The 22218-nt window shown below is 51.9% G+C and carries 19 protein-coding genes; 3 read left to right on the top strand and 16 right to left on the bottom strand.

What is annotated here, in order from left to right; all coding sequences use genetic code 11:
- Window positions 1-678 (bottom strand): MtrAB system response regulator MtrA, encoded by a 678-nt coding sequence (gene mtrA, locus BSR28_RS07680; RefSeq protein ID WP_073709557.1) that lies wholly within the window; start codon window positions 676-678, stop codon window positions 1-3.
- A gap of 112 nt (window positions 679-790) precedes the next feature.
- Between mtrA and BSR28_RS07675 the strand changes: the two genes are divergently transcribed.
- Window positions 791-1807 carry a hypothetical protein gene (locus tag BSR28_RS07675; protein ID WP_073713848.1) on the top strand — a complete coding sequence of 339 codons (1017 nt, stop codon included), beginning with the start codon at window positions 791-793 and terminating at the stop codon, window positions 1805-1807.
- Between the two features lie 2 nt (window positions 1808-1809).
- On the opposite strand, the gene BSR28_RS07670 is transcribed toward BSR28_RS07675, so the two are convergent.
- The gene (locus tag BSR28_RS07670; protein WP_073713847.1) at window positions 1810-2277 is read right to left on the bottom strand and encodes a DUF3499 family protein; all 468 of its coding nucleotides are present in this window, start codon (window positions 2275-2277) and stop codon (window positions 1810-1812) included.
- Window positions 2278-2326: 49 nt separating this feature from the next.
- On the opposite strand from BSR28_RS07670, the gene BSR28_RS07665 reads away from it, so the two are divergent.
- Window positions 2327-2794: a metallopeptidase family protein gene (locus BSR28_RS07665; protein WP_083563216.1), complete on the top strand. Its 468-nt coding sequence runs from the start codon at window positions 2327-2329 to the stop codon at window positions 2792-2794.
- 81 nt (window positions 2795-2875) lie between these two features.
- On the opposite strand, the gene BSR28_RS07660 is transcribed toward BSR28_RS07665, so the two are convergent.
- From BSR28_RS07660 to BSR28_RS07605, 12 genes are all read right to left on the bottom strand, one after another.
- On the bottom strand, window positions 2876-4258 hold the full coding sequence (locus BSR28_RS07660; protein ID WP_073713846.1) for a DUF5719 family protein: 1383 nt from the start codon (window positions 4256-4258) through the stop codon (window positions 2876-2878).
- Window positions 4258-7464 carry a glycosyltransferase family 2 protein gene (locus tag BSR28_RS07655; protein ID WP_158020336.1) on the bottom strand — a complete coding sequence of 1069 codons (3207 nt, stop codon included), beginning with the start codon at window positions 7462-7464 and terminating at the stop codon, window positions 4258-4260. The genes BSR28_RS07660 and BSR28_RS07655 overlap by 1 nt, the downstream gene beginning before the upstream one ends.
- Window positions 7465-7469: 5 nt before the next feature.
- A complete protein-coding gene (locus tag BSR28_RS07650) occupies window positions 7470-7760 on the bottom strand; it encodes a WhiB family transcriptional regulator (RefSeq protein WP_073709520.1) in 291 nt (96 codons plus the stop codon).
- A 255-nt stretch (window positions 7761-8015) separates the two neighbouring features.
- Entirely contained in the window at window positions 8016-9899 is a 1884-nt protein-coding gene (locus BSR28_RS07645) for a glycosyltransferase (RefSeq protein WP_073713844.1), read from the bottom strand.
- A gap of 92 nt (window positions 9900-9991) precedes the next feature.
- Complete coding sequence (locus BSR28_RS07640; protein ID WP_073709522.1) at window positions 9992-10765, bottom strand: ABC transporter ATP-binding protein; 774 nt, start codon at window positions 10763-10765, stop codon at window positions 9992-9994.
- A 1-nt stretch (window position 10766) separates the two neighbouring features.
- Entirely contained in the window at window positions 10767-11651 is an 885-nt protein-coding gene (locus BSR28_RS07635; RefSeq protein WP_073709523.1) for an ABC transporter permease, read from the bottom strand.
- A 4-nt stretch (window positions 11652-11655) separates the two neighbouring features.
- A complete protein-coding gene (gene glf / locus BSR28_RS07630; RefSeq protein WP_073713843.1) occupies window positions 11656-12834 on the bottom strand; it encodes a UDP-galactopyranose mutase in 1179 nt (392 codons plus the stop codon).
- Between the two features lie 103 nt (window positions 12835-12937).
- Window positions 12938-13768 (bottom strand): glycosyltransferase, encoded by an 831-nt coding sequence (locus BSR28_RS09210; RefSeq protein ID WP_073713842.1) that lies wholly within the window; start codon window positions 13766-13768, stop codon window positions 12938-12940.
- A complete protein-coding gene (locus BSR28_RS09205) occupies window positions 13761-14729 on the bottom strand; it encodes a glycosyltransferase (RefSeq protein WP_143237647.1) in 969 nt (322 codons plus the stop codon). The genes BSR28_RS09210 and BSR28_RS09205 overlap by 8 nt, the downstream gene beginning before the upstream one ends.
- Window positions 14716-16008, bottom strand: a complete 1293-nt coding sequence (locus tag BSR28_RS07615; RefSeq protein WP_073709560.1) for a nucleotide sugar dehydrogenase — start codon at window positions 16006-16008, stop codon at window positions 14716-14718. The genes BSR28_RS09205 and BSR28_RS07615 overlap by 14 nt, the downstream gene beginning before the upstream one ends.
- 40 nt (window positions 16009-16048) lie before the next feature.
- Complete coding sequence (locus tag BSR28_RS07610) at window positions 16049-18097, bottom strand: DUF6541 family protein (protein WP_073713841.1); 2049 nt, start codon at window positions 18095-18097, stop codon at window positions 16049-16051.
- 154 nt (window positions 18098-18251) lie between these two features.
- The gene (locus BSR28_RS07605) at window positions 18252-18842 is read right to left on the bottom strand and encodes an acyltransferase (protein ID WP_073709527.1); all 591 of its coding nucleotides are present in this window, start codon (window positions 18840-18842) and stop codon (window positions 18252-18254) included.
- A 602-nt stretch (window positions 18843-19444) separates the two neighbouring features.
- Between BSR28_RS07605 and BSR28_RS08885 the strand changes: the two genes are divergently transcribed.
- A complete protein-coding gene (locus BSR28_RS08885; RefSeq protein WP_143237645.1) occupies window positions 19445-20605 on the top strand; it encodes an LCP family protein in 1161 nt (386 codons plus the stop codon).
- A 98-nt stretch (window positions 20606-20703) separates the two neighbouring features.
- On the opposite strand, the gene galE is transcribed toward BSR28_RS08885, so the two are convergent.
- Together galE and purE are read right to left on the bottom strand one after the other, a co-directional pair.
- A complete protein-coding gene (gene galE, locus BSR28_RS07595) occupies window positions 20704-21690 on the bottom strand; it encodes a UDP-glucose 4-epimerase GalE (RefSeq protein ID WP_073709528.1) in 987 nt (328 codons plus the stop codon).
- A gap of 39 nt (window positions 21691-21729) precedes the next feature.
- The gene (gene purE / locus BSR28_RS07590) at window positions 21730-22215 is read right to left on the bottom strand and encodes a 5-(carboxyamino)imidazole ribonucleotide mutase (protein ID WP_073709529.1); all 486 of its coding nucleotides are present in this window, start codon (window positions 22213-22215) and stop codon (window positions 21730-21732) included.
- Window positions 22216-22218: the final 3 nt, after the last annotated feature.

The following is a 22218-nucleotide window of genomic DNA, read 5'->3' as shown; positions in this document are numbered from 1 at the left end:
CTAGTTGTCTCCGGATCGGTATCCTACGCCCCGAACGGTCATAATGATCGTGGGGTTTTCAGGATCCAGTTCTACCTTCGAACGCAGTCTTTGCACGTGGACATTTACGAGGCGGGTATCGGCAGCGTGACGGTAGCCCCAGACTTTTTCAAGTAGCTCGTTACGTGAGAATACCTTCCAGGGTTCACGGGCCAAGGTAGTTAGCAGATCGAACTCTAGTGGGGTCAGTGCTAGCTGCTTTTCCCCGCGGAAGACCTGATGTCCAGCAACATCAATCTCTAGGTCACCAATTGATAGACGTTCGGGCTGTGCATCTTCAGTGCGGCGAAGTCGTGCCCGAACGCGAGCGATTAGTTCTTTCGCTTTAAAAGGCTTGGGGACGTAGTCATCAGCGCCAGCTTCTAGACCGGCCACGACATCCGTCGTATCAGACTTAGCAGTCAACATAACAATTGGGACGTCGGATTCTTGGCGGATACGCTTGCAGATCTCAATCCCGTCGATGCCCGGAAGCATGATATCGAGAAGAATAAGATCGGGATCGACCCGGTGGAAAGTGTCAAGTGCATAGGCACCATCTGAGCAGAAAGAAGCGTCAAAGCCTTCGGACTCTATGATGATCCCGATCATTTCGGCTAGGGCCACATCATCATCAATCACTAAGATTCGTGCACTCATGCGCTTATTTTCCCACTTCTCTGCTAGGTTTGGTCGCATCCTAGACGGCGAGTATTATCTTAATCTCTTATAAACTATAGCTTAGTCACAGCTTTCTCCCAAAGGATTCAATATGTCAAGCGACTTCATGGACTACGATCCCGCGAGTTTTGATGATCAAAACTATCAGCCCCGGGAGGAGCTGCCTCAGGATTCCCGCGCTACATTACCCATCATCCCCTTACGTCCTTTACGTTTTGGCGAGGTTGTTCGCGGTACTTTCCTAGCTCTGCTGCGCAATCCACTAGTCATCATCTTTTTGGGTCTACTAGTTGGAATTATTAACTCTCTATCTTCGTATTTGACGCAGAGCAAGCAGTGGGAGGACAAGTTTTTCAACCAAATCTGGATCCCCCTAGCAGAGGGAAAACAGACTACCAATGGGCCCGAGTTCCAAACGATTATTAAGGGTTTCTTCCAGTCGTCACTGATCAACTTCTGCGTCAGCCTATTGGTCATGGTCTTCATTTCGGGCACGATTGCCTTCGTCGTCTCACGACTGTTGTTATTTAGGAAAGCAAACCTAGGTGAGACCTTAAAGGCCACCGGCAAAGCGATCCCGGCGCTTATTTTCATCATTTTCGTACATCTTTTGATGATGGCGGCCGTTCTGGGTTCAGTATTCCTACTGACGAATTTGCTCACCGATTCGCAGGGACGACTGACCCCGGAAAAAATCGGCTTGGTTTCTCTGGCTCTCTTTGCCGCAATGATCATCATTGTGTACATCGAGCTGAAGCTTCTTTTTGCTCCCGCTGCTGCCGTGCTTGAAGGTAGTAAACCGATTGAGGCAATCAAACGATCATGGGATCTAAGCCGCGGTTTGAATCTAATCAACCTATTCACCACGATCGTTACGGCTGTTATGGCAACATTGGCAGCGTTTTTGGTGGCGGTAGTGCTGACCCTTATTCAGAATCTGATCACCCAAATGATTTCGAATCCAGCATTAGCTAGTTCGTTAGAGATTCTTAATGAGCTTCTTTTGCAGGCGGTATTCTCTCCCCTAGTTCCGATCACCTGGTGCTTGCTTTACGTAAATGCCCGGTTTATTAAGGAAGATTTCTGGCGGCAGCTGCCGCAAAAGTAGGTTTAGCCCTCACCATCGATTACTCGCAGGAAGCCCCGTTTACGTCCTGGGACCTGATTAGGCCGTGATGCGACAGTTGCAGGATTGCCGCCGGTAATACTCTGCAAATCCCGACTTGCTGAGGCGCCACCTTTGGCGGGGTGTACCTGTTTTGCTTCCTGCTCTTGATGTACTTTTTGGACTGGCGAGGAAGGCAGGTTGAGGGCCACCTCGATTACGTCGACCAGTTCTTCTGAGACTCCTTCAAAGTCTCGAATGGGGTGTTTAAAGAGGTCGGGATGCACGGTCAGTTCCCAACCTTGTGGCACCTTGTACCTCTGGGCATGCATCTGACAGAGGTCGTAGCATCCGGACCTAGCTTCTCTAGCCAAAAAGCCTATAAAGGCTGCTTGATCAGAGTAGTCGTAGGTTAGCGTGGCCGCGGCAGGGTTGGAACAGCCGGGGTTGGAACAAGTTCTGGCATATGGCACGCGCACATTCTAACTCATTTAATATTCAGGTCTGCGATATCGTTAGAACATGTCGGATTTAAAGTGGCAAGTAAACGTCTCTGCTAGCGAGGTCTCGGCTCGCGAGTTACAGCTCATCCATCGCCGGGATCGACATGGTAGAACCCAGCGAGGCCCTTTGATTGGCCCACATTTGCCCGGTTATATCTCCCGTCAAAAGCTTTTTGATGACCTGGTAGTACAACAGCTACAGAGCATCGAGACTTCGTTCCCCCAACTTAACCAAGTCGAGGTCGTGGTGGAAGAGGCTCCCCGTTCTGATCCGGCACCTTGGGAGCGTGACTCGATTCGTTTAGGAAGGGCTTTTTCTGCGGATCGCAAGGCCGGGTTACCTAGCCGCATTGTGTTATTTCGTCTACCAATTTCTGATCGCTGTGACGGGCCGGCGGGGCTTTCTGAACTTATTCGCTTGGTACTGGTTGAGAACCTCAGCGCCCTTTTCGGGTGTTCTCCAGAGGACATTGACCCAAGTATTTAAAAGCTACTGTTCCCCGGCGCGTTCAAGGGCATCCATTACCGCTATCTTCGCCCGCCACTAATGGTGCGGGTGGCCGCTACCCTAGCGGATGCTGACGCGTCCCTGTGAGCCGCTTAGGCTTCCTAGGTTAATGGTTCCCCGTAAGCTGGGGATCTCCTTGTTCATGGCAGTCAGGCTAATCAAAACCGGGTTGCTAGCTTCAATCTTGGTGCTTTCGGTCAGCGGTGTTCTTAGAACTTGGCCCGGTTCTAGGTGTTGTTCTGCCCCGTTGATTTTTATTTCTGATTTTTGCGCCAAGTTTCGGATGGTGATCTGGGTTTCGTATCCGCTAGCAATGGGAATATCCACTGCGGTGACGCCGTGAGCTGGGCTGTATATGCTCATCCCTAGGTTTTTCTTATCGCTCGGGAAGGTTCCAGAAACGATCTTGGGTCGGTTCTGGGCTTGTTCCGAGGGAGTATTGGAATGGGCTACCACCTGCGCGATGATAGGGGTTTTTGATTTCAGTTCAAATACTTGGGCTCCTATTGGAAGTCCAGCTAGGTCTAATTCCAAGACAGCCCGGGACGGCACCTTGATCTCATTTAGTCCCTTAAAGGTATCAGTCCCATTAGGGCCGATCTTTAATGATACGGTGGCTTCCTCATCACCGGGATTAGCAAGTTCAAGACGAGCAGGAGCATCCGAGAGGTCGATCCCTAGGAGTTGTAACTGCTCACTTGGCTGGGGATTTTGGGGCAGCCATTCTTGTCCCAAACTGTTTAGGCCCTGAGTCCGCTGTAGATAGACCCCGGCGGCAATCTTAGGGCCCTGTATCTTCAGCTCCAGCTGATAGGCTTCTTTGGTATTGACTAGAGAGTCAATCGAGATTTCTAGTTTCTCGTTGCCCCTTAGAGTATAAGCCTGTCCCTTTAGTAGGTCCCCCGAGGTGTTCCACGCTTCCAGGGTGATGCTACTGGAGTTAGCGGAGGGATTGACCATCATCAGGGTGGCACGTTGGCTGATCTGTTCACTGCCGGGCACGGTGAAGGAAAAATAATCTGCGGCCGGCTGACAGGCGTCTAAACTCAGGAAGGCCCCGCCTTCCGACTTATCCCAAGCAGCTCGATAGTTTAGGCTGATTATTCCAGCGTCTGAAGTTTCTAACTCGATCGGTTCGAAGACGGAGTTTTTGGGATCAACTGCTGATTTGGTTGATTCCGCCTGATAGGCCAGAATTTGATCGATTTCGGGCGCGCTGGTTGAGCCATCGGGGTTATTCCGGACCTGTGCGATATTAGCGGGCAGTGGCAAACATACTTCTTGCAGGGTACCCGCGGCTGCCTCTACCGGAATGCTTGGAACTAGACGCGTTTGAGCAGCAGGCCTGGTGGCTAGTATCCAGCCGCCAATAGTCATTGCCAATAGTACTACCAGCGCCACTAGGGCCTTGATGACCGTGACGATTCGGGTTTCTTCTCTCATCAGAGATCCACCTTCTTTCGTCTAGTAAAGATCATCATTGATAGTAGTAACAGTTCGCTGATGATGCCGGCGTAGGTCCAGATTCGTAGGCTGGGTTGGTGCCAAGTCAAAGCGTAGTTGCCAGTCTCTGAGGTTTCAAAGACGTTCGCTTGGACCTGGGGTAGCTGTTTGGCTTGCTTCCCGTTGATTGATAGTTGCCAGTGCGGGTCCGGGTTTTCCGCTAGGACTATCACTCCGGGGGTTTTCGTTTCCCCGTTTGCGGTCACGGCGTTTGCGGGTAGTCCAGTACGATTTGGGGCCTTTTCTTCATCAGACGAGGAGGTCGCTTGTACTTCGGCTTTTAGTAACTGGGGAACTTCGGGTTCCGTCCAGAGACGATAGGCCGTGTAGCCGTCAGCGCTGATTAGTTCCGCGCTACTTACACGCCAAGCGACTCCTGCCGGGGTGGGCCCAATTTTCTCTAGCCCTTTTAGGCCCTCGAGTGCGTCGTTCAGGGGATTCGAATCGGGTGCGATAACCATTTGGTCAACGGCCGCGTAGGTCAGAAGCTGAGCTAGTTCGGGGGTCTGGTGTCCGCGTAGTAGCGTGATTAGTTGCGAGTTGATCCGATCGGGTAGTCGGTTCTCACTGGTCCCCGCTTCTCGACGTCTTAGTTGAGTGAGGTCGTCAATCGTGGAGTGTTCAAGATAGGTTGGCTGAGCGAAGCGTTGCCAGGTGACTTCCAGTTGGTCATCGGTCAGAGTTTTTATCAGTAGGACTCTTGAATGACGGTCGGAGTTCTGCCCTAGTTTCGCAGAAGCCGGCACCGTAACGGTGCTTTCACGTGACATCACGGTAGAAGATGCTAGGGCCCAGCCGTCGTTGGCGAGGAAAGAAACTGGTATCAGAAACAGCAGCACGTAACTTAGTGCTTTAAGAAGCTGCACACCGGTTAGCAGCAGGTTGCTGTTTGGTTTTTTAACACGGAAGGTTGCCCAATAGCGGTCTAGGCCCCCGATTACCGCGGCGGAAAGTGAGAAGTAAGCAAGTAGCAGGTAGGGGCCAGTCCAGGTAAATACGTTGCTTTCTTGGGCAGCGATTTCAATCTGTCCAGCGTAATAGCCCGCTGCCATCCAAGAAGCTGAAATCACCATGCCTAGGGTGATCCAGCCGGTGCGCCAAGTAAGACGTAGGAGGGCCAAGATCAGCCCGAGCATCAGCATTGCAAGTGGCAATAGGCGAAGTCCCGATAGCCAGGCATGCCCATCATTCATGAGCATCTGCAGCAAACCACCGGCTTCATAACGAGCCCCATCAGGAATTCCTAAAAGCAGGCGGAAGCCACTGGGGGTTTTAAAGTCAACCGGGTGATCGATGGTCCCTAGTAGTGCCCGATAGTTACCGCTTCGATAAATCGATACTAGGTAGGGAATTGCAAACAGTACTGCCGGAATGGGTAAGAGCATTACCCGCCAAGGGCGTTTGGGAACTAAGGCCAAACCTAGTAATACAAAGAAGGGGGCCAGAAGTAGCAGGCTCGGGGTAGAGAGCATCACGAAAGTTAACGCGAAAGCTGAGATGGCCAGAAAGCGCACCTGGTAGTCGGTATTCCTAACCGCAATCTGACCGCGAACTCCCAAAACCACCTCGGCCCGGTGGCGATTGGTGCCCCGCACCAAACCCCAGACAAACCAAGGTAGCGCCATAGTCAGAACCAGTACTGAGACGCGTCCCTGTGCTGCTGAGATCCAGACTGCTGGCAGACTCAGGTATGTAAATACCATAAATAGGCGGAGCCCTACTGCCCTGGTAAAAGTTCCAGCCGCGAGGTACGCGCCGATTCCGGCAAGTAGCGGCCAGCAGGCAAGAAACGCAGTCAGGACTTGGTTCGGCGAGAGTCCTAGAAGCCAGAACGGGGCGACAACGGAAGATAAGAAGGGCAGCAAAGGATCAGCGGGGGCGGCCATGCCCATCTTGATTGGGACCCAGCCGCTCCAAGCGAAACTCCAGAAATCGGAAAGTTGTTCGGGCAGGAAGAGCCTAGCAGCGCCATTGCTATTTACCGCCGTGGAATAGGTTTTTAAGACCGTGAGTAACAGGGTCACAAAAACTACCGTGAGGGCCCCGGCTGAGGCGATTTCGCGACGCTGTTTGAGACCGCTGGCCGCCACCGGTTCTAATGCCTCTTGACTGACGTTGCGATGGCGGTTTTTACGAACTAGGTAGCGTTCTCTAAGCAGGTACCACCTTGGCACCTCTAGTCGCTTAAGGCTAGCTCGGGAAGCTTTTTTCGTCCGGAAAAGATTCGCGCGGGCCCGCAAAATAGCTTGCGGGTGGAACAGTACCTTAAATAGCGCAGCTAACTCCCCTACCGCTAGGCTCCACTGTCTGGTAGCCAATCGCAGTAGCATGCGTCCCAGTTGCCAAAATGGCAGCAAGAATAACCAGAGGACAAATTTTGCCGTCCCTAGCGCCAATAACCAGTTATGAATTTGGGCGGCTCGACGTTCTGAATAGGTACCTGAGGCGTCCAGTAGCCCCTCATGTCCCCGGTAGGACTGTTCCGCATGGAAGACGATTGCCGAGGTGGCCACGATTACCCGGTAGCCGGCAAGCCTTACCCGTCGGCCAAATTCAAGGCCAACTCCAAACGGTGATAGTGAGGGGTCGGTCCCCCGTAGTTCTGTCCAGAGTGCTTGGCTGACCAGCATGCCTGCCGTGGAAACCGCAAGGACATCTTCCATCCGGTCGTGTTGCCCCTGGTCATATTCGCCACGTAGGTGATCGAATCGGCGGGCGGTTTTGGTTGCGGAAATACCGATTTCAATTAGTTTATCGGTTTGGAAGTAGTCACGGATTTTTGGTCCGACGACTCCAACAGTCGCACCTTTTTTAGTGGCCGCTAAAAGTTCAGCTAGACATTGCGAGTCTGGGATTGAGTCGTCATGGAGTAGCCAGAGCCAATCAGTTTCGATTGGTGCTTCATTAACTGCCTTGCTGACCGCAGTGCCAAAGTCTGTAATACTTGGAGCCGAAAGGTATTTTCCGGATGATCCAGTGGGGAAGAGTTTACGAAACTCTTCTTCGGCATTGGCAGTTTCGGACAGATCTACTAACGTCACTAGTTCTGCAGTTCTGGTTTGTGACTTGAGCAGATCAAGGGTTTCGGCCAAGTATTGGCTTTCCCCTTGCGTAACTAGAACTGCGTGGACAGACTTTTCAGCCACCCAGATCACCCGGAGGCGCGCTTAAGTTTCCGACGCTCACGCTCTGATAGCCCGCCCCAGATTCCGAATCGCTCATCATTGGCGAGGGCGTACTCTAGACATTCCTGGCGGACTTCACATAGCGCACAAACATTTTTGGCTTCTCTAGTGGATCCACCTTTTTCGGGGAAGAAAGCTTCCGGGTCAGTCTGCGCACACAGTGCGTATTCCTGCCAAGCTAGGACTCCATCATCTTCGAGGAAAGCCGATTGAAATTGATCGACGACTAAATCACCGTCGCCTAGGATGTTCCACATCTGGTGCTTCCCTCCTTTATTGGTCTAGAAACTTTCTTCCACATCTCACTACATCAATAAACTACATTGATGTTATTCGATGAGCTCTAGGGTTACCTTAGTATATTTTGGTGTGCTTGGCACTCTTGAAAAGAGGTCAATTTAAGGCCGGATTACCACTTTCAGGCGATGGTTAGCCAATAAACCGCCACAAAATACCCCACTATGACATATTTCACATATCATAGTGGGGTATTTGAGTCCAGCTTTACATCTTTAGTTATGGAAGTGCGGCTCCCATGCTGCCGGAGAGGTTACACCATCCAAGGCCTCTTGATACTGGCGCGAAAGCTCAGGCCAACGTTTAACGAGTTCAGCTACCAGTCGGTTCAGACGACCATAGAGCTTACGAGCTAGCCTCGGATCTCGCTGGTAGAAGGATACGCCGGAGCCATCAGAGTTAGTTACTACTGCAGAATCTAGTTGCGAAAGTACTAGCCAGTTACTGTTACCCGAAGATACATACATTTCTGGGTATTCTCGGGATAGTTCAGTGGGTTGGTTGGCGATTCGCAAAATTCCCTTTGCGGCCATCAAGGCACGGCCCGGTAGCGACTTCGGGGTCTTCAAGGTTTCCCACTTAGGTAACTTCGATGACGAACGAGGGGCCGGCAGCAAGGTGGGGTCAGCAACTAGTTGCGCGTCCTTGTAATTGCCCCGAATCTTCCGCACTTCCGGTACTACCGTCTCGATTTCATCGTGCATATGTTCGGGTCCACGCAAGATATCCTCTAGGGCCTTAATCTGCAGTGCCAACACAGAGTACTGTTGAGAGAGGAAATGCTTCAAGGACACCAGTGACAGGTGCTTAATCATTCCCCCACCGCGGGAGAACTTAGAGTGCATTAGACCAGCTACCAGTCGATTACGGTAGTGGAAGTATGCCTGCCAGTCGACCGAGTCATCCTTATCGGTCCACGGCACGTGCCAGACAGCGGCGCCCGGTAGCGTGACAGTGGGAACACCATGTTTACCCGCACGTAGACAGTATTCCGAGTCGTCCCATTTAATGAAGAATGGTAGGGATAGACCAATTTCTTCAACTACTGAGGTCGGGATCAAACACATCCACCACCCGTTGTAGTTTGCCGGGGCTAGTGCATGAAGTTTACGGTTTACCCTTAGCGGCACCTTGTTGAAGTCAATGGCATCCGGAACCCCAGGCGTCGGTCCCCAGAGGAATTCCTTCGCTCGGACAGTTTCCGCAAAAGCATGCAGGAAGGTTCGCTGATACATCGAGAACATATGGCCACCCACGATGGTGGGGACATTCGTGTAGCTACCAAAAGCTAGGGCCCGAAGCATACCTTCAGGCTCAACTCGAACGTCATCATCAAGTAGCAGCACGAAATCAGAGTTGTTTTGTAGCGATTCGTACATACCGCGACTAAAGCCGCCCGATCCGCCAAGGTTAATCTGATCGATTACCCGTAGTTGATCTTTCAAGAGGGCTTTCGCAACCTGATAATTGTCTTCCTCAGCAACCTTCTTATTGCCCTGGTCGACCACGACGATTTCGCGTAGGACCTCACGCAGAGGTTCGTATGATGACAACTGCTTAAGCATCAGCGCGCAGTCAGTTGGACGGTTGAAGGTGGTGATGGCAATAGTTAGTTTCGGGTCTTCTAAACGTGGTTTCTCATCTACTAGCCACTGACCTTCCAACAATTCAAAATCATTCGAGTTGGCCTTTAGGTCAAACCAGTACCAACCGCCATCTAGGAAGTTATTTAATGGAAGTTTGAAATCCTTGGTCACAGAACCTGAGAGTTCGTGTGATTCTAGGCGGTAGTAATCGCCTTTGGCATTGGAACGATAAAGGATTAGAGTTCCCTGACCGGCGGTCTTAACACGCAGTGTTACTTCGCGAACCACCGTGTGGCGGCGCCAGTAGGAAGCCGGGAAAGCGTTGAAATAGGTACCAAAGGAGGTATAACCCGCGTTCTTGAACTTAGCCGAAGAACGGTCGTAGCTGACAATGCCCGGCTTGTCGAGGCTGGGCTTGCGGCCACCTTTCAAGGCACCTTCGAAGTATAACGGCTGAGTGTCTGAATCGTTTTCAGCGGAGAAAACTACCCGCTGTACCACTTTCGATGCCATTTTGTTCCTTTCCAAAAGCGATTTTTAGTAATTGTATCGCTACAGATTCTTTTTAGTTAGGTGAATTCGAAATGCTAGCTAGAGGTTTAGAACTAGTCTTCGGGGCGCAGTCGTTTGACGCCTTCTGCTGCCGGACCGTCGAATACGACCTTTCCCTTTTCCAAGACAATTGCCCGGTCGCACAGTTCTTCTACCATGTTTAGATCGTGAGAGACGATCACTAGAGATTTACCCGAGGCTCGCAGTTCGCGAATCCGATCGAGGCACTTTCTCTGGAAGGGAGCATCGCCCACCGCTAGGATTTCATCAATCAAGAAGATATCGGGGTTAGTGTGCACGGCGACTGAGAAGGCCAAACGCAGGAACATGCCGGAAGAATAGAATTTAACTTCAGTATCGATGAACTGCTCGATCTCAGAAAAAGCTACGATATCGTCGTAAGCGGCATCGATCTCGGCTTCGGTCATCCCTAAGATGGCGCCGTTTAGATAGACATTTTCACGTCCAGTTAGGTCCGGATGAAAACCAGCACCCACCTCAATGAGACCGGCGATCTTTCCGCGGACTTTAATAGAGCCCTGATCTGGCCTCATAACGCCAGAGATTAGTTTGAGCATGGTGGATTTACCGGATCCATTAAATCCGAGCAAGCCAACAGTTTGTCCCGATGGGATGTTAAAGGAAACATCATCTAGGGCGTGGAAGATATTTACCATCTCAGCTCGACGCCCGGTTAGGGCCCAAACTAATGATTCTTTAAGGGTATGGGTGCGGCGAAGTTTAAAGACTTTACTTACGTCCTCGACGCGAATGACATCATTTTCAGACTGCGCTGGGTTCACTACCTGTGATTCTTTTTCGTTCATCTCAGAGCTCCTGCGCGAAGCGGCCATCTAGGTGGCGGAAATACCAGTCGCCGATTAGTAGCATTAAGAATGAAATCAGTGCACAGATGCCTACCCACATGTACATATTTTCAGGGAGCTGAGCTACCGGTGACACTCCCCCGACCCCAGCTGTGGGGAACCAGAAAACCCGGTGGAAGATCAGCACAATGGGGGTAATCGGATTGAGCATGTAGATCCACCACCAGATGGTCCCACCTAGAATACGGTGGACATCTTGCCACTTGTACAGTACCGGGGAGGCCCACGTGACGACCATCAGAATCAGATCGACGAAGTTTTCTGCATCCCGGAACATCACGTTGATGGCACTAGTGAAAAGCCCCAATCCTAAGGCAAAAATCGAGACTAACATAAAGCCCAATATTCCCAGTCCCAGTTCATAGAATCCGGGTCGCCATCCGTAGATAAGGGCACCCAGTACTAGAATGACCAACTGTGGAATTAGGTGCACCACAGCCACGCATAGTGATGAGACGGGGAACAACTGTCGAGGAAGATAGATCTTCTTAACTAGTGGCGCATTCCAAACAATAGAACGAGTAGTGTTGTTAAAGATTTCGCTGAAATAGTTAACTACTACGACACCAGAGAATAGATAAACGACATAGTTTTCGATTGCTCTATTTTGGGCTAGGAATACACCCAAGGCCACATAGAAAACAATAAACTGCACCGCCGGTTTAGCGTAGGACCAGAGCATCCCAAGGAATGATCCGCGGTATCGAACCCTAAGTTCCTTGTGAACAAGCAGGTTTAATAGATATCGTCGCTTAAAAATTTCAGTCAGCCTAGGGCTAATCCCAGGAGTCCAAAATTCTTTCTCGATTGAAGACTTAGAAGCCATATTTTTACTTAGCGGAGTTTAGCGGTTTTCCATCCCGGAAGTGCGGGGCGACCTTATTGTCGAAAGCGGTAAGGGCCGAACCAATAGCCATGTGCATATCAAGGTACTGGTAAGTGCCTAGACGTCCACCGAAAAGTACCCCGTCTTCCTGCTCAGCCAGTCGACGGTATTCCAGCAGGGCCTCGCGGTCCTTATCCGAGTTAATCGGGTAATAGGGTTCGTCGTTAGCTTCGGCGAAACGCGAGTATTCCTTCATGATGATGGTCTTATCAGTCGGGTAGTCACGCTCCGGATGGAAGTGACGCGGCTCGATAATACGGGTGAAGGGGATCTCTGCGTCCGCATAGTTCATCACCGAGGTGCCCTGGTAGTCACCGCATTCCGGATATTCGGTTTCGAAATCAATGGTGCGCCACGATAGAGCACCCTGAGAGTAATCGAAGTACTTATCTAGCGGACCGGTGTAAATTACCGGCTTCTTACCGACTAGCGCGGACTTTGAATAAGGCTGGCTATCATCGAAGAAGTCAGTATCCGTGAGGATCTCAATATTCGGGTGCTCCACCATCTTGTTAATCCAAGCAGTGTATCCCTCAGTGGGTAGCCCCTCGTAGGTGTCGTTAAAGTAGCGGTTATCGTAGTTGTAACGCACAGGTAAGCGAGAAATAATCGAGGCCGGCAGCTCCTTAGGGTCGGTCTGCCACTGCTTACCGGTGTATTCCTTGATAAACGCTTCGTAAAGCGGGCGGCCAATCAAAGAAATTCCCTTATCGTTAAGGTTCTCCGGGTCCTTACCCGAAAGCTCCCCAGCCTGCTCCTGGATAAGCGCGCGGGCTTCCTCGGGGCCATAAGCGGCGCCAAAGAACTGGTTGATGGTGCCCAAGTTGATGGGCATGGAGTAAACCACGCCACGGTGGTTAGTGTAAACCTTGTGGACGTAGGGAGTAAAGGATGTAAAGCGATTTACGTACTCCCAGACCCGCTCGTTGGAGGTGTGGAATAGGTGCGCACCGTATTTGTGTACCTCAATACCAGTCTTGGGGTCTGCCTCAGAGTAGGCGTTACCGCCGATATGACTACGCTTTTCAACGATTAGGACCTTCAAGCCTAGTTCGTTCGCACAGCGTTCTGCGATCGTAAGACCAAAAAAGCCCGAACCGACGATTACGATATCAGCTTCCACTGGAATACCCCTTTTGGCTAGATGAAGCTTCGATTTTCATTTAAGTTACCACGCTTAGAATTGGTTTTAGGTTATTACCGTTGAGTGTCTAAGCTAGCGAGTATTACTTACTCCATATTTTTACCGCGTACTTATATAGTACTTTGCGGACAGATGCGGGAATTAAACGGTACACGCCGCGAATCAAAACATTTCTGAAATAAATCGGAATGGTGATGATTCCCTCACGAAGAAGTAGCCTCTGTAGTTTCATCTCACTCCTCAGCAACCTGAAACCACCACGTCGTTTATAGGCTCCAGAGGAGACCCGGTAACGGACTAAGACATCTGGAAGGTTAGTGCACTTTACCCCCCGATGAACCATCCGTGCGAAAAGCCAATAGTCTTCCATCAGATCCAGAGGTTCATAACCGCCGGCGCGGACGACAGCCTCGCGATCATAAACGACTGAAGGGTGGTTGAAGGGGTCACGGTATTTAATAGCCCGTTTGATCTCAGCTTCCGAACTGGGATGGCGACGAATCAGACCATCCTCCGTTGTTTCCGAATACATATCTTGAATCGCGGCACCGACTAGCTCGAATCCCTGTTCAAGCAGTGGTATTTGTTTGGCGAATCTTTCCGGTAGGGAAATATCGTCGGCATCGTGACGAGCCACAAAGCGGTGCTCACAGTGTTCCAAGCCGGTCACCAAGGCTAAAGCCAAGCCTTCATTTTTTGGCTTCTTAATAGTTAAAACTTCGGTTTGCCCCAGCTTAGTGCCACTTTCGGGCACTTCTGCAGCTAAGGACTCCCCTATGGGACCATCGACGACTATGACCAACTGATTTGGTGGTAGGGCCTGTTCAACTGTGACAGATTCTAGCGATCGCCGCAGGTATTGGGGGTCATCACCCTGATAGACCGCCATTAGCACAGAGAATTTACTAGTCATCGGCTGCTTCAATCCAAGGTAGGGCGACTGAGTCAGCAAATACTTCACGATTCGACTTTGGGGCGGTTAGGCTCTCTTTGATTCCGGCCTTGAAGGCGGCGAACAGCACCGGGCGGTTCTCTGAGGCCTTAAAAGTTTTGCCCCAGCGTCGTACTGAGGATCCGAAGTAGAGCGGGTATTCCCAGATGTGGAAGGGATTATGACGACTGAAGAGCCAGAGTTTATTTCGTACTTCGAAGCGGAAGCGCGGTCCTGGATCTGCTTGGCTATCGCCAAGTTTTAGAGTCAGATGCTTTACCACTGAAGCAGGTACGTAGAGTCCGACCCGGTTCTTTAGCAATCTGGCGGTGAATTCGAAATCGTCATTCCAAAGGAAGTAGGCCGCGCGAGGAAGCCCGATCCGGCTAATTTCCGACTTGCGTACCAAGATGGAGACAAAGGAGGCTGATCGGACCGGGATCGCTCCCGCTTGCTGGGCATGCACTCTTAACTTGCCGGCTAAACCGACACGGGGACGAGGGCGGTTCATCGGATGCTCACTGCCGTCATGCCAGACGGCTTTTGAAGCCAGCAGCGCTGGTTTACCGGGGTATGCGGATTCTGCTTTTAGCAGTTCAGCTAGGGCGGTGGGCTCGGGTACTGTGTCATCGTCCATGATCCAGACCCACTCCGCCTGCGGGTAATGGGTTTGGGCATAGGCGATGCCGGCTGCGAATCCACCGGCACCACCAGTGTTCTGGGCCAGATGGACCGGGTCAGTTACTACCGGATGAGTATCAACAACCTTCCCAGTTCCATCTGTAGAGGCATTATCAACGACGATTACAGCCGTTAAAGGTGAGCTTTGCTCCCCCAAGGCGTCTAGGCACTTGCGAAGGAGGACCTCACGATTGTACGCGACAATGACCGCTACGGTCTTCGTCGCTTCGGCTGCCTTCATGGTCAGTTCACGGCTGGCCAATAACGATCCTCGGGGTTCCGGCCCAGAGTTCAGGGTTGGTCACGCGACGTCCGTCAGCGAGGAGACGAACACCGGGTAGATCTGCCGGCTTTAGTTCGCGGTAATCGGCGTGGTCAGCCTGGACGATCGCGGCATCGACGGAATCACCTAGGTGGTAAGCTTCCCAACCGAACTTGTTGATCTCTTCGTCGTTGAACATCGGGTCGTGAACGACGACTTCAGCACCTGCTGCCTTGAGGGCGTCGACGGTTGCGAAAACACCAGAGAACGCGGTTTCCTTTACGCCCCCACGGTAGGAAGCGCCTAGGATTGCGACCTTGAGTCCCTTTAGGTCACCAAGAATTTCGGTTAGTCGGTCAACTACATACTGTGGCATGCCCGAGTTAAAGGTACGGGCGGTGCGAACGATTGAAGCGTCAGGGTCCGTGGATAGGTATAGTCGCGGGTAGACGGGGATGCAGTGGCCACCAACGGCGATGCCCGGACGGTGAATGTGACTGTAAGGCTGCGAGTTGCAGGCGTCAATCACACGTTCAATATCAATACCAACCTTGTCAGCGTAGACGGCAAACTGGTTTGCTAGGCCGATGTTTACGTCGCGGTAGGTGGTTTCAGCTAGCTTTGCCATTTCGGCGGCTTCTGCGGTGCCCATGTCCCAAACACCGTTCGGGCGGGGCAGATCCGGACGCTCATCGAACTGTAGTACTGATTCGTAGAATTCGATAGCGCGTTTGGTTCCGGCTTCGCTTAGGCCGCCGACGAGTTTCGGGTAACGACGTAGGTCTGCGAATACTCGCCCGGTGAGCACGCGCTCGGGGCTGAATACTAGGTGGAAGTCTTTACCTTCTTTGAGTCCAGAGATCTCTTCTAGAAGCGGCTTCCAACGATTGCGGGTCGTTCCCACGGGCAGAGTAGTTTCGTATGAAACGAGGGTGCCTTCGGTGAGGTGTTCGGCTAGGGAACGGGTGGCGGCGTCCATCCAAGCGAAATCGGGTTCCCAAGTTTCATCGTTTACAAAGAGGGGAACTACCAGTACGACTGCATCTGCGCCGGGGATAGCCTCGGCATAGTCGGTGGTTGCTTTCAAGCGTCCTGCGGGAACTAGTTCAGCTAGCTTTTCCGCTAGAAAGGCTTCTCCTGGGAAGGGTTCTTTGCCTTCATTTACAGTCGCTACAGTTTCTGGGTTTACATCGACGCCGATTACGTCATGCCCAGAATCAGCAAACTGTACTGCTAGAGGTAAACCAATTTTCCCAAGCGCTACTACTGCGATCCGCACGGACATACTCCTTATTTTCAGGGGAACTATATGGAATAGTTTATCTCGCTAGTGGCGCTGGCGGGTAATCGAGAAAATGCGTGTCGCAATAGTCTATTTTCCAGAGTTGAATCTTCCCGACGTGGTCGATCAGGGTAAACCCTGGTAGTCCAGTAGGAACGTTGTAGAGACCCGGCGATCGCTCACGCATGGAGATTTCTGCGAACTTGTCCTGAGGGTCGTAGTAGAAGTACTTGATGTGGTACTTGCGCAGGTACATGCAGACTCGGGGGTCGGTAGCAATTTCTGAGAAGTGCTTCCGCAGGTATCGTCCAACATAATCGTGCTTAGAGTAGTTTTGTTGTTTAAGTGCCACATCCGTGTTGTGGAGGGAGGCTAGGAGCGCCGACCCGTTCGCCGCCTCACCTAGCACTAGTTCTCCAGGTGGGATCTGCTTCGCGATTCGTTTTTGGAATGCTTCTTCTCCGGGGCTAATCTGCTGCAGACTTGGGTCGAGAATAGTTGAGTAGAGACTAGACTCTAAGGTTGCCCTTAGATTCCACGAGCCGGTTGTAAGCAGCGTGATAGCTATCGCCAATAATGAGTATTTAGCGATTAGTGACTTGGTCTTAGTCTTTTTGGTATCGGCGGCGTTTTCATTGCTACCTAGTAGTTTCAACCAGTATCGTTCAATGAATTTGTAGATACGGTCAGCCCCTAGGGCTGATAGTGGAATACCCGCGAGTGAAAGCACGCCCATCATCCGAATCGGATCGGAATACCACCAACCAGTGAAAGTGGTAAGTATTCCCATCGGAACTAGCGAAGCATAGCAGAGCAGTCCAAAGAAGAGGAATGAGGGTAAGAGGTAGTCACGACGTTTTGAAAGTAGGACGTCAACAATTCCTACAATCAACAACAGAATAATCAGGTTGAGCGGAATTGTCTGCCACCAGAGTCCGTCATTTCTTTGGTACATGCGCAGTAGTGAGAGCAGCTTGGGAAACCAAAGATTCCACGTACTGGTTTTAATTTGTGCGTATTTTAAGAAGGTCCAAGCCTGATTGAAGATTAGAGCCGTCCAGAGCCCGAACAGCACCCAAGCGGTTACGAACGAGATTTTCTGGGTTAGCTCGAGTTGCTGAGAACGCCACTTTTGCACGGTGTGATAGCAGTATTGGAGAATGCTGGGAATCAACAAAAAGAGCAGGCACACCGCTGCTGAGTAGTGGGTGAAGAAAGCTCCGGCAAAGGATAAAACAATAAGAGTTTTGGTAGCGATTCTTTGACCGGTAGTAAAAAGACCCGGGAAGTGGCTAAGGAAGGTGGCCAGGGCAATTAAACCTGGCAGTAAGCAGAGCATTAAGGCGTTGGGCCAACGGCTAAGTACGTTGGTGAGTCCAATTGGCACGGTAGGTAAGATCAGAACCAAAAGTGGAATCGCAGCCTGCGCTCTTCTTCGGTTTGGGAATAGTACCGAGCCTAAAACTACCATTCCATGTAACCAGATCAAACGTAGCGATACTAAAGCTACGTTGGTGGCAAGTAGAATTTGTGACTGGGGTGAGACGGTCGAAATCCACTGATGCCAAACCAGCGGATAGGAGATATCTTTTACGGCCACCCCGTATAGAGGTGATAAACCACCAAAGGGATAACCATCATGGTAGTGGCCGAGCACCCAGACCCCGTTTAAGTGGAAGATCGAATCTGAGTGCTGTGGGATCATGGAGAAAGTCCCCAGCCAGATAGGCATCGCTAGAAAGAGTATTGCGACGATTCCGGCGGTTACCCTTGTCCCCCAGTAAGCGAAGGGATGGGCGGCTGAACTAAGTGCCTGGAGTGGTTTAAAGGGTAGAAGGATTCTACTTAGACCAAAAACAATCGCGGTAAGCGACGCTAACAGGGCCAGCACTGTCAGGTGATTCCAAGGGATCCCCACGGCATGCAGAATTACTCCTGTAAGGGTGAGCATTAATGCCGAAATGCTGGGGGCAATGGCCAGCCCTAGTGCCCCCTTTGCACCGAAGCTCCTGATTGCTAAATAACCGGGAGCGTACAGGACGGCTAAGAGGGCAACTAAAAAAGCTCCTGTCAGTAACAGGTTCATCGCACCTCCTAGTAGCGTTAATCGCCGCTGATGGCTTTTAGGTTAAAGCTTGGACACTAAAACTTAGCACAGATAGTGCACAGAATTTAGGGTTCCGGATAGACCTAACATCTTATGGCTACTAGGAGGCACGACAAGTGGGTTAATACTCCCCTCAGGCTTCAGTCAAGGTGCCGGATTGTAGTACGTATTCGTCACCGGTCTTAGGACAACGGAGTCGCTGCGGGTCATCAGTTTCTTCAAGACGAACACCGGCTTTACCAACCCAACCGATTTGACGAGCGGGAACACCTGCCATCAGGGCGAAGTCGGGAACATCCTTGGTGACTACGGCGCCAGCTGCGATCGTAGCCCAAGCACCGATGGTAATGGGGGCGACGCAAACAGAACGAGCTCCGATTGCAGCACCCTGTTTAATGTGTACGCCCACAGGGTGCCAATCATCAGCAGACTTGATGGTGCCGTCAGCATTGATGGCACGAGGGTTGTGGTCATTGGTGAGGACCACAGCGGGACCAATGAACACGCCATCTTCGAGGTATGCGGGTTCGTAAACAAGGGCGTAGTTCTGGATCTTGCAGTTATCACCAACATGTACGCCGGTGCCGATGTATGCACCACGGCCGACTACGCAGTTAGCGCCGATCTCTGCTTCCTCGCGTACCTGAGAAAGGTGCCAGATGCTAGCAGAATCAGAAATTTTTGCGGCTTCACTAACATCCGCAGAAGGAGCAATACGTGCCATTAGAAGACCTCCAATAAGGGTTTAAACAGCGTTATCCTAGCACAGTTACCCCACCATGTTTTAAATAAAAAATTCGCAATTATGATTCCTGCGGACTTTATTTTTCCCTGAATATTAAGCTTCCGTGTGATGCGTTAATTATTGAAACTTCCCAACCTGTAAAGCCGGTTTCGAAATCGGCAATGGTATGCTTAAAAAGCATTTTCTACTTAAAAGGATAGGAATTAATGAGCGAGCAGCTGCCTTCTTTTCAGCCTCGAAAACCCCGGAAGAGACCGACATTTCCCGCCGGTCAGCCATCTGGAGATAGCTCTTCCCAGGCTAGTAATGCGCAGACCCCAGCTCGTGAACCACAGGCTGCTTCCACACCTCGCGACTCTTCTCGCTCCCCCCAGCCTTCCTCCACGCCTCGTAACCTTCCTCGCTCGAGTCAGGCTTCTGCCACGCCTCATACCCCTCCTCGCTCGACTCAGGCTTCTGCTAGTAGTAGCACCACCCCAGATGCCGAAATCCCCGTTTTTCAACCACGCGCACGGCGAAACCCCGCGTCCGCTCCGGCTAGCGCCCCTCAGCCAGTAGCTCCGGTGCGTCAAAGCACTGGCATGCCTAGGTCTCAGGGAAACGATGGCTCTAGGCCGCCGGTGAGTGGCTCACCTAGGCCAGCCGTAGCCGGTACGACCAGACCGGTAGCACGCCCGAGTTCCCCTGGACAAAGCAACCCTGCAAATCCGCGAACCTACCCGGCTGCTCCCCAAAGCGGTTCGCACGAGGGTGCGCCATCGGGCCCGCGTGGACCGCAGGCGCCGCGTCCTCGTCGAAAGAAGTCGCCCTTCCGTTGGGTGCGTCGCGTACTGCTACTGATCCTAGTACTGCTTGTAGTTTGGCCGACTTACCTTTACTTCTTAGTTTCAGGGAACCTGGATCGGGTCCCGGCTCTTTCCGAAATGGCCGAAACGCCCGGCGTCACCTACTTGGTTGCCGGTTCGGATGCACGTAGTCCGGATGGTATTCCCGATGACGGTACGGAAGGTGAACGTACCGACTCGATGATGCTGATCCACAAGGCGGATAATGGCCAGGCTGTCGTAGTATCGCTTCCTCGTGATACTGATGTTGAGGTTCCCGGTCATGGCCATCAAAAGCTAAATGCTGCCTACGCTTTTGGTGGTGCTCCCCTGTTGGTCTCTACCGTTGAGGATCTGACCGGACTCAAGATTGACCATTTCGTACTGGTTCATATGGGTGGCGTTGAGCGGATTGTGGATGCCGTTGGCGGCGTCGAGCTCTGCTATGACGCTGACGTCCACGACCCAAAGTCAGAGCTTAACTGGCAGAAGGGTTGCCATCTGGCGGATGGTAAGACGGCTTTGGCCTTTGCTCGCATGCGCTATTCGGATCCGCGGGGCGATATTGGTCGCCAGGATCGACAGCGTCAGGTGATTGCAGCGGTCGTGAAGAACGCCAGTTCCGCTTCGACTATCCTGAACCCGATTGCGACTCGTGATCTAGCTTTGGCGGCTTCCCAGGCGCTAAGTGTTGATGAAAGCACCTCACCTTTTGCCCTAGGTAAGTTGGCGTTGGCCTACCGTGCTGCGAATAAGAACGAAATGCTGGGCACCCCGCCGATTGCTGATTTGAACTACCGTAATGGTCATGGGGCGGCGGTCCTGCTTTCCCCGGCGAAGGCTGGGAAGTTCTTTGAGGACCTAAAGAATGGCACGCTTCAGAAAGAGCAGCTTAACCAGTTCACCAATGGTGACTGATTAGGTTTTTTGAAGATTAGAACATAAAGGTAGGCGGTGACTCATTGGTCACCGCCTACTATGTTTTACCTAGCTAAGTTTTGATCCGCTGTGGATGCTTAGCGTTCGATCCGGCGAGGGCCGGCCTGCCAGGCGCTCCATGCTGATTCAATGATTTCAGGTAGGTAGTGCTGGGCCTTCCACCCTAGTTCAATACCGATACGGCTGGGGTCACCGATCAACTGCGGCGGGTCACCGGCACGGCGTCCTAGGATTTCAGTTTCGAACTCTAGTCCGGTGGTCTTTGCGATTTGATCGATAACTTCCTTAACCGAGTTGCCCTGACCGGTACCTACGTTGAAGACGTGGTGTTCAGAGATTCGGTCTGAGCCTAGGTAGTCAAGTGCTGCTAGGTGTGCCTTGGCAAGATCTAGGACATGGATGTAGTCGCGAATGCAGGTCCCGTCCGGTGTCGGGTAGTCGTCACCGAAGATCTTGGGGCTTTCGCCGCGGGCGAGGCGGTCTAGCACCATGGGGATTAGGTTTAGGGTGGCCGGGTCACCTAGGTCATCCCAACCGGAGCCTGCGACGTTGAAGTAGCGTAGGCCTGCCCAGTTTAGGCCCCAAGCTCGTTCACAGTCAGCCATCATCCATTCGCCGATCAGTTTGGTTTCGCCGTAGGGGTTGATAGGCTGCTTAATGATATCTTCACTAACAACCTCTACCGGCGGCATACCGTAGACCGCAGCCGAGGATGAGAAAATCATCTTTTTGACCCCGGCAGCTTCCATGGCGATCAGCATATTTGCTAGTCCACCAACGTTTTGCTGGTAGTACCACATGGGTTTTTCTACGGATTCACCGACTTGCTTTCGGGCGGCAAAGTGAATCACGCCGGTTACGTTGTGTTCCCGCATGGCAGCTTCCAGAACCTTGGGAGCCTCAGGGGCTGAGACATCCAGTTGGAGGAGTTCTGATTTGCCAATACGTTCTTTAGTTCCGTAGCTAAGGTCGTCGACAACTAGGACTTCCTCGCCACGTTCTTGAAGTAGTCGAACTACATGTGCACCAATATATCCGGCTCCGCCGGCAACTAAAATACTCATATTAAATATGATACCGCCTACACAAAAGTGATGTAAACGCTAACGGTCAGCTAGTGCGCGTCCTTTTGCTTTTGCAAGTTCGTTTAGATCTTTGGCGTACTGCTGGAGCTGTTTTTGAATCTCGGGTTTGCCGCTGGCCCCTAGGATGCGCATGGCTAGCAGGCCCGCATTTTTCGCTCCCCCAATGGAGACCGTAGCAACAGGGATTCCCCCGGGCATCTGCACGATAGAGAGTAGAGAATCCATGCCATCAAGGTGTTTAAGGGGAACCGGTACCCCGATTACGGGTAGCGGTGTCAGAGAAGCTACCATGCCGGGGAGGTGTGCTGCCCCGCCGGCACCAGCAATAATTACCTCGATCCCCCGTTCGTGGGCGGTACTGGCCCACTCCATCATTTCTTTGGGCATGCGGTGAGCCGAAACTACTTCTGCTTGGTATTCAACCCCAAATTCTTCACAGATTTTTGCGGCTTCTTGCATGACGGGCCAGTCCGAGTCTGATCCCATGATAATTGCGACGGTCATTTG

Source organism: Boudabousia liubingyangii, assembly GCF_001907245.1.
Classification (GTDB): Bacteria; Actinomycetota; Actinomycetes; order Actinomycetales; family Actinomycetaceae; genus Boudabousia; species Boudabousia liubingyangii.
This window is presented reverse-complemented; position numbering and strand designations above follow the sequence as displayed.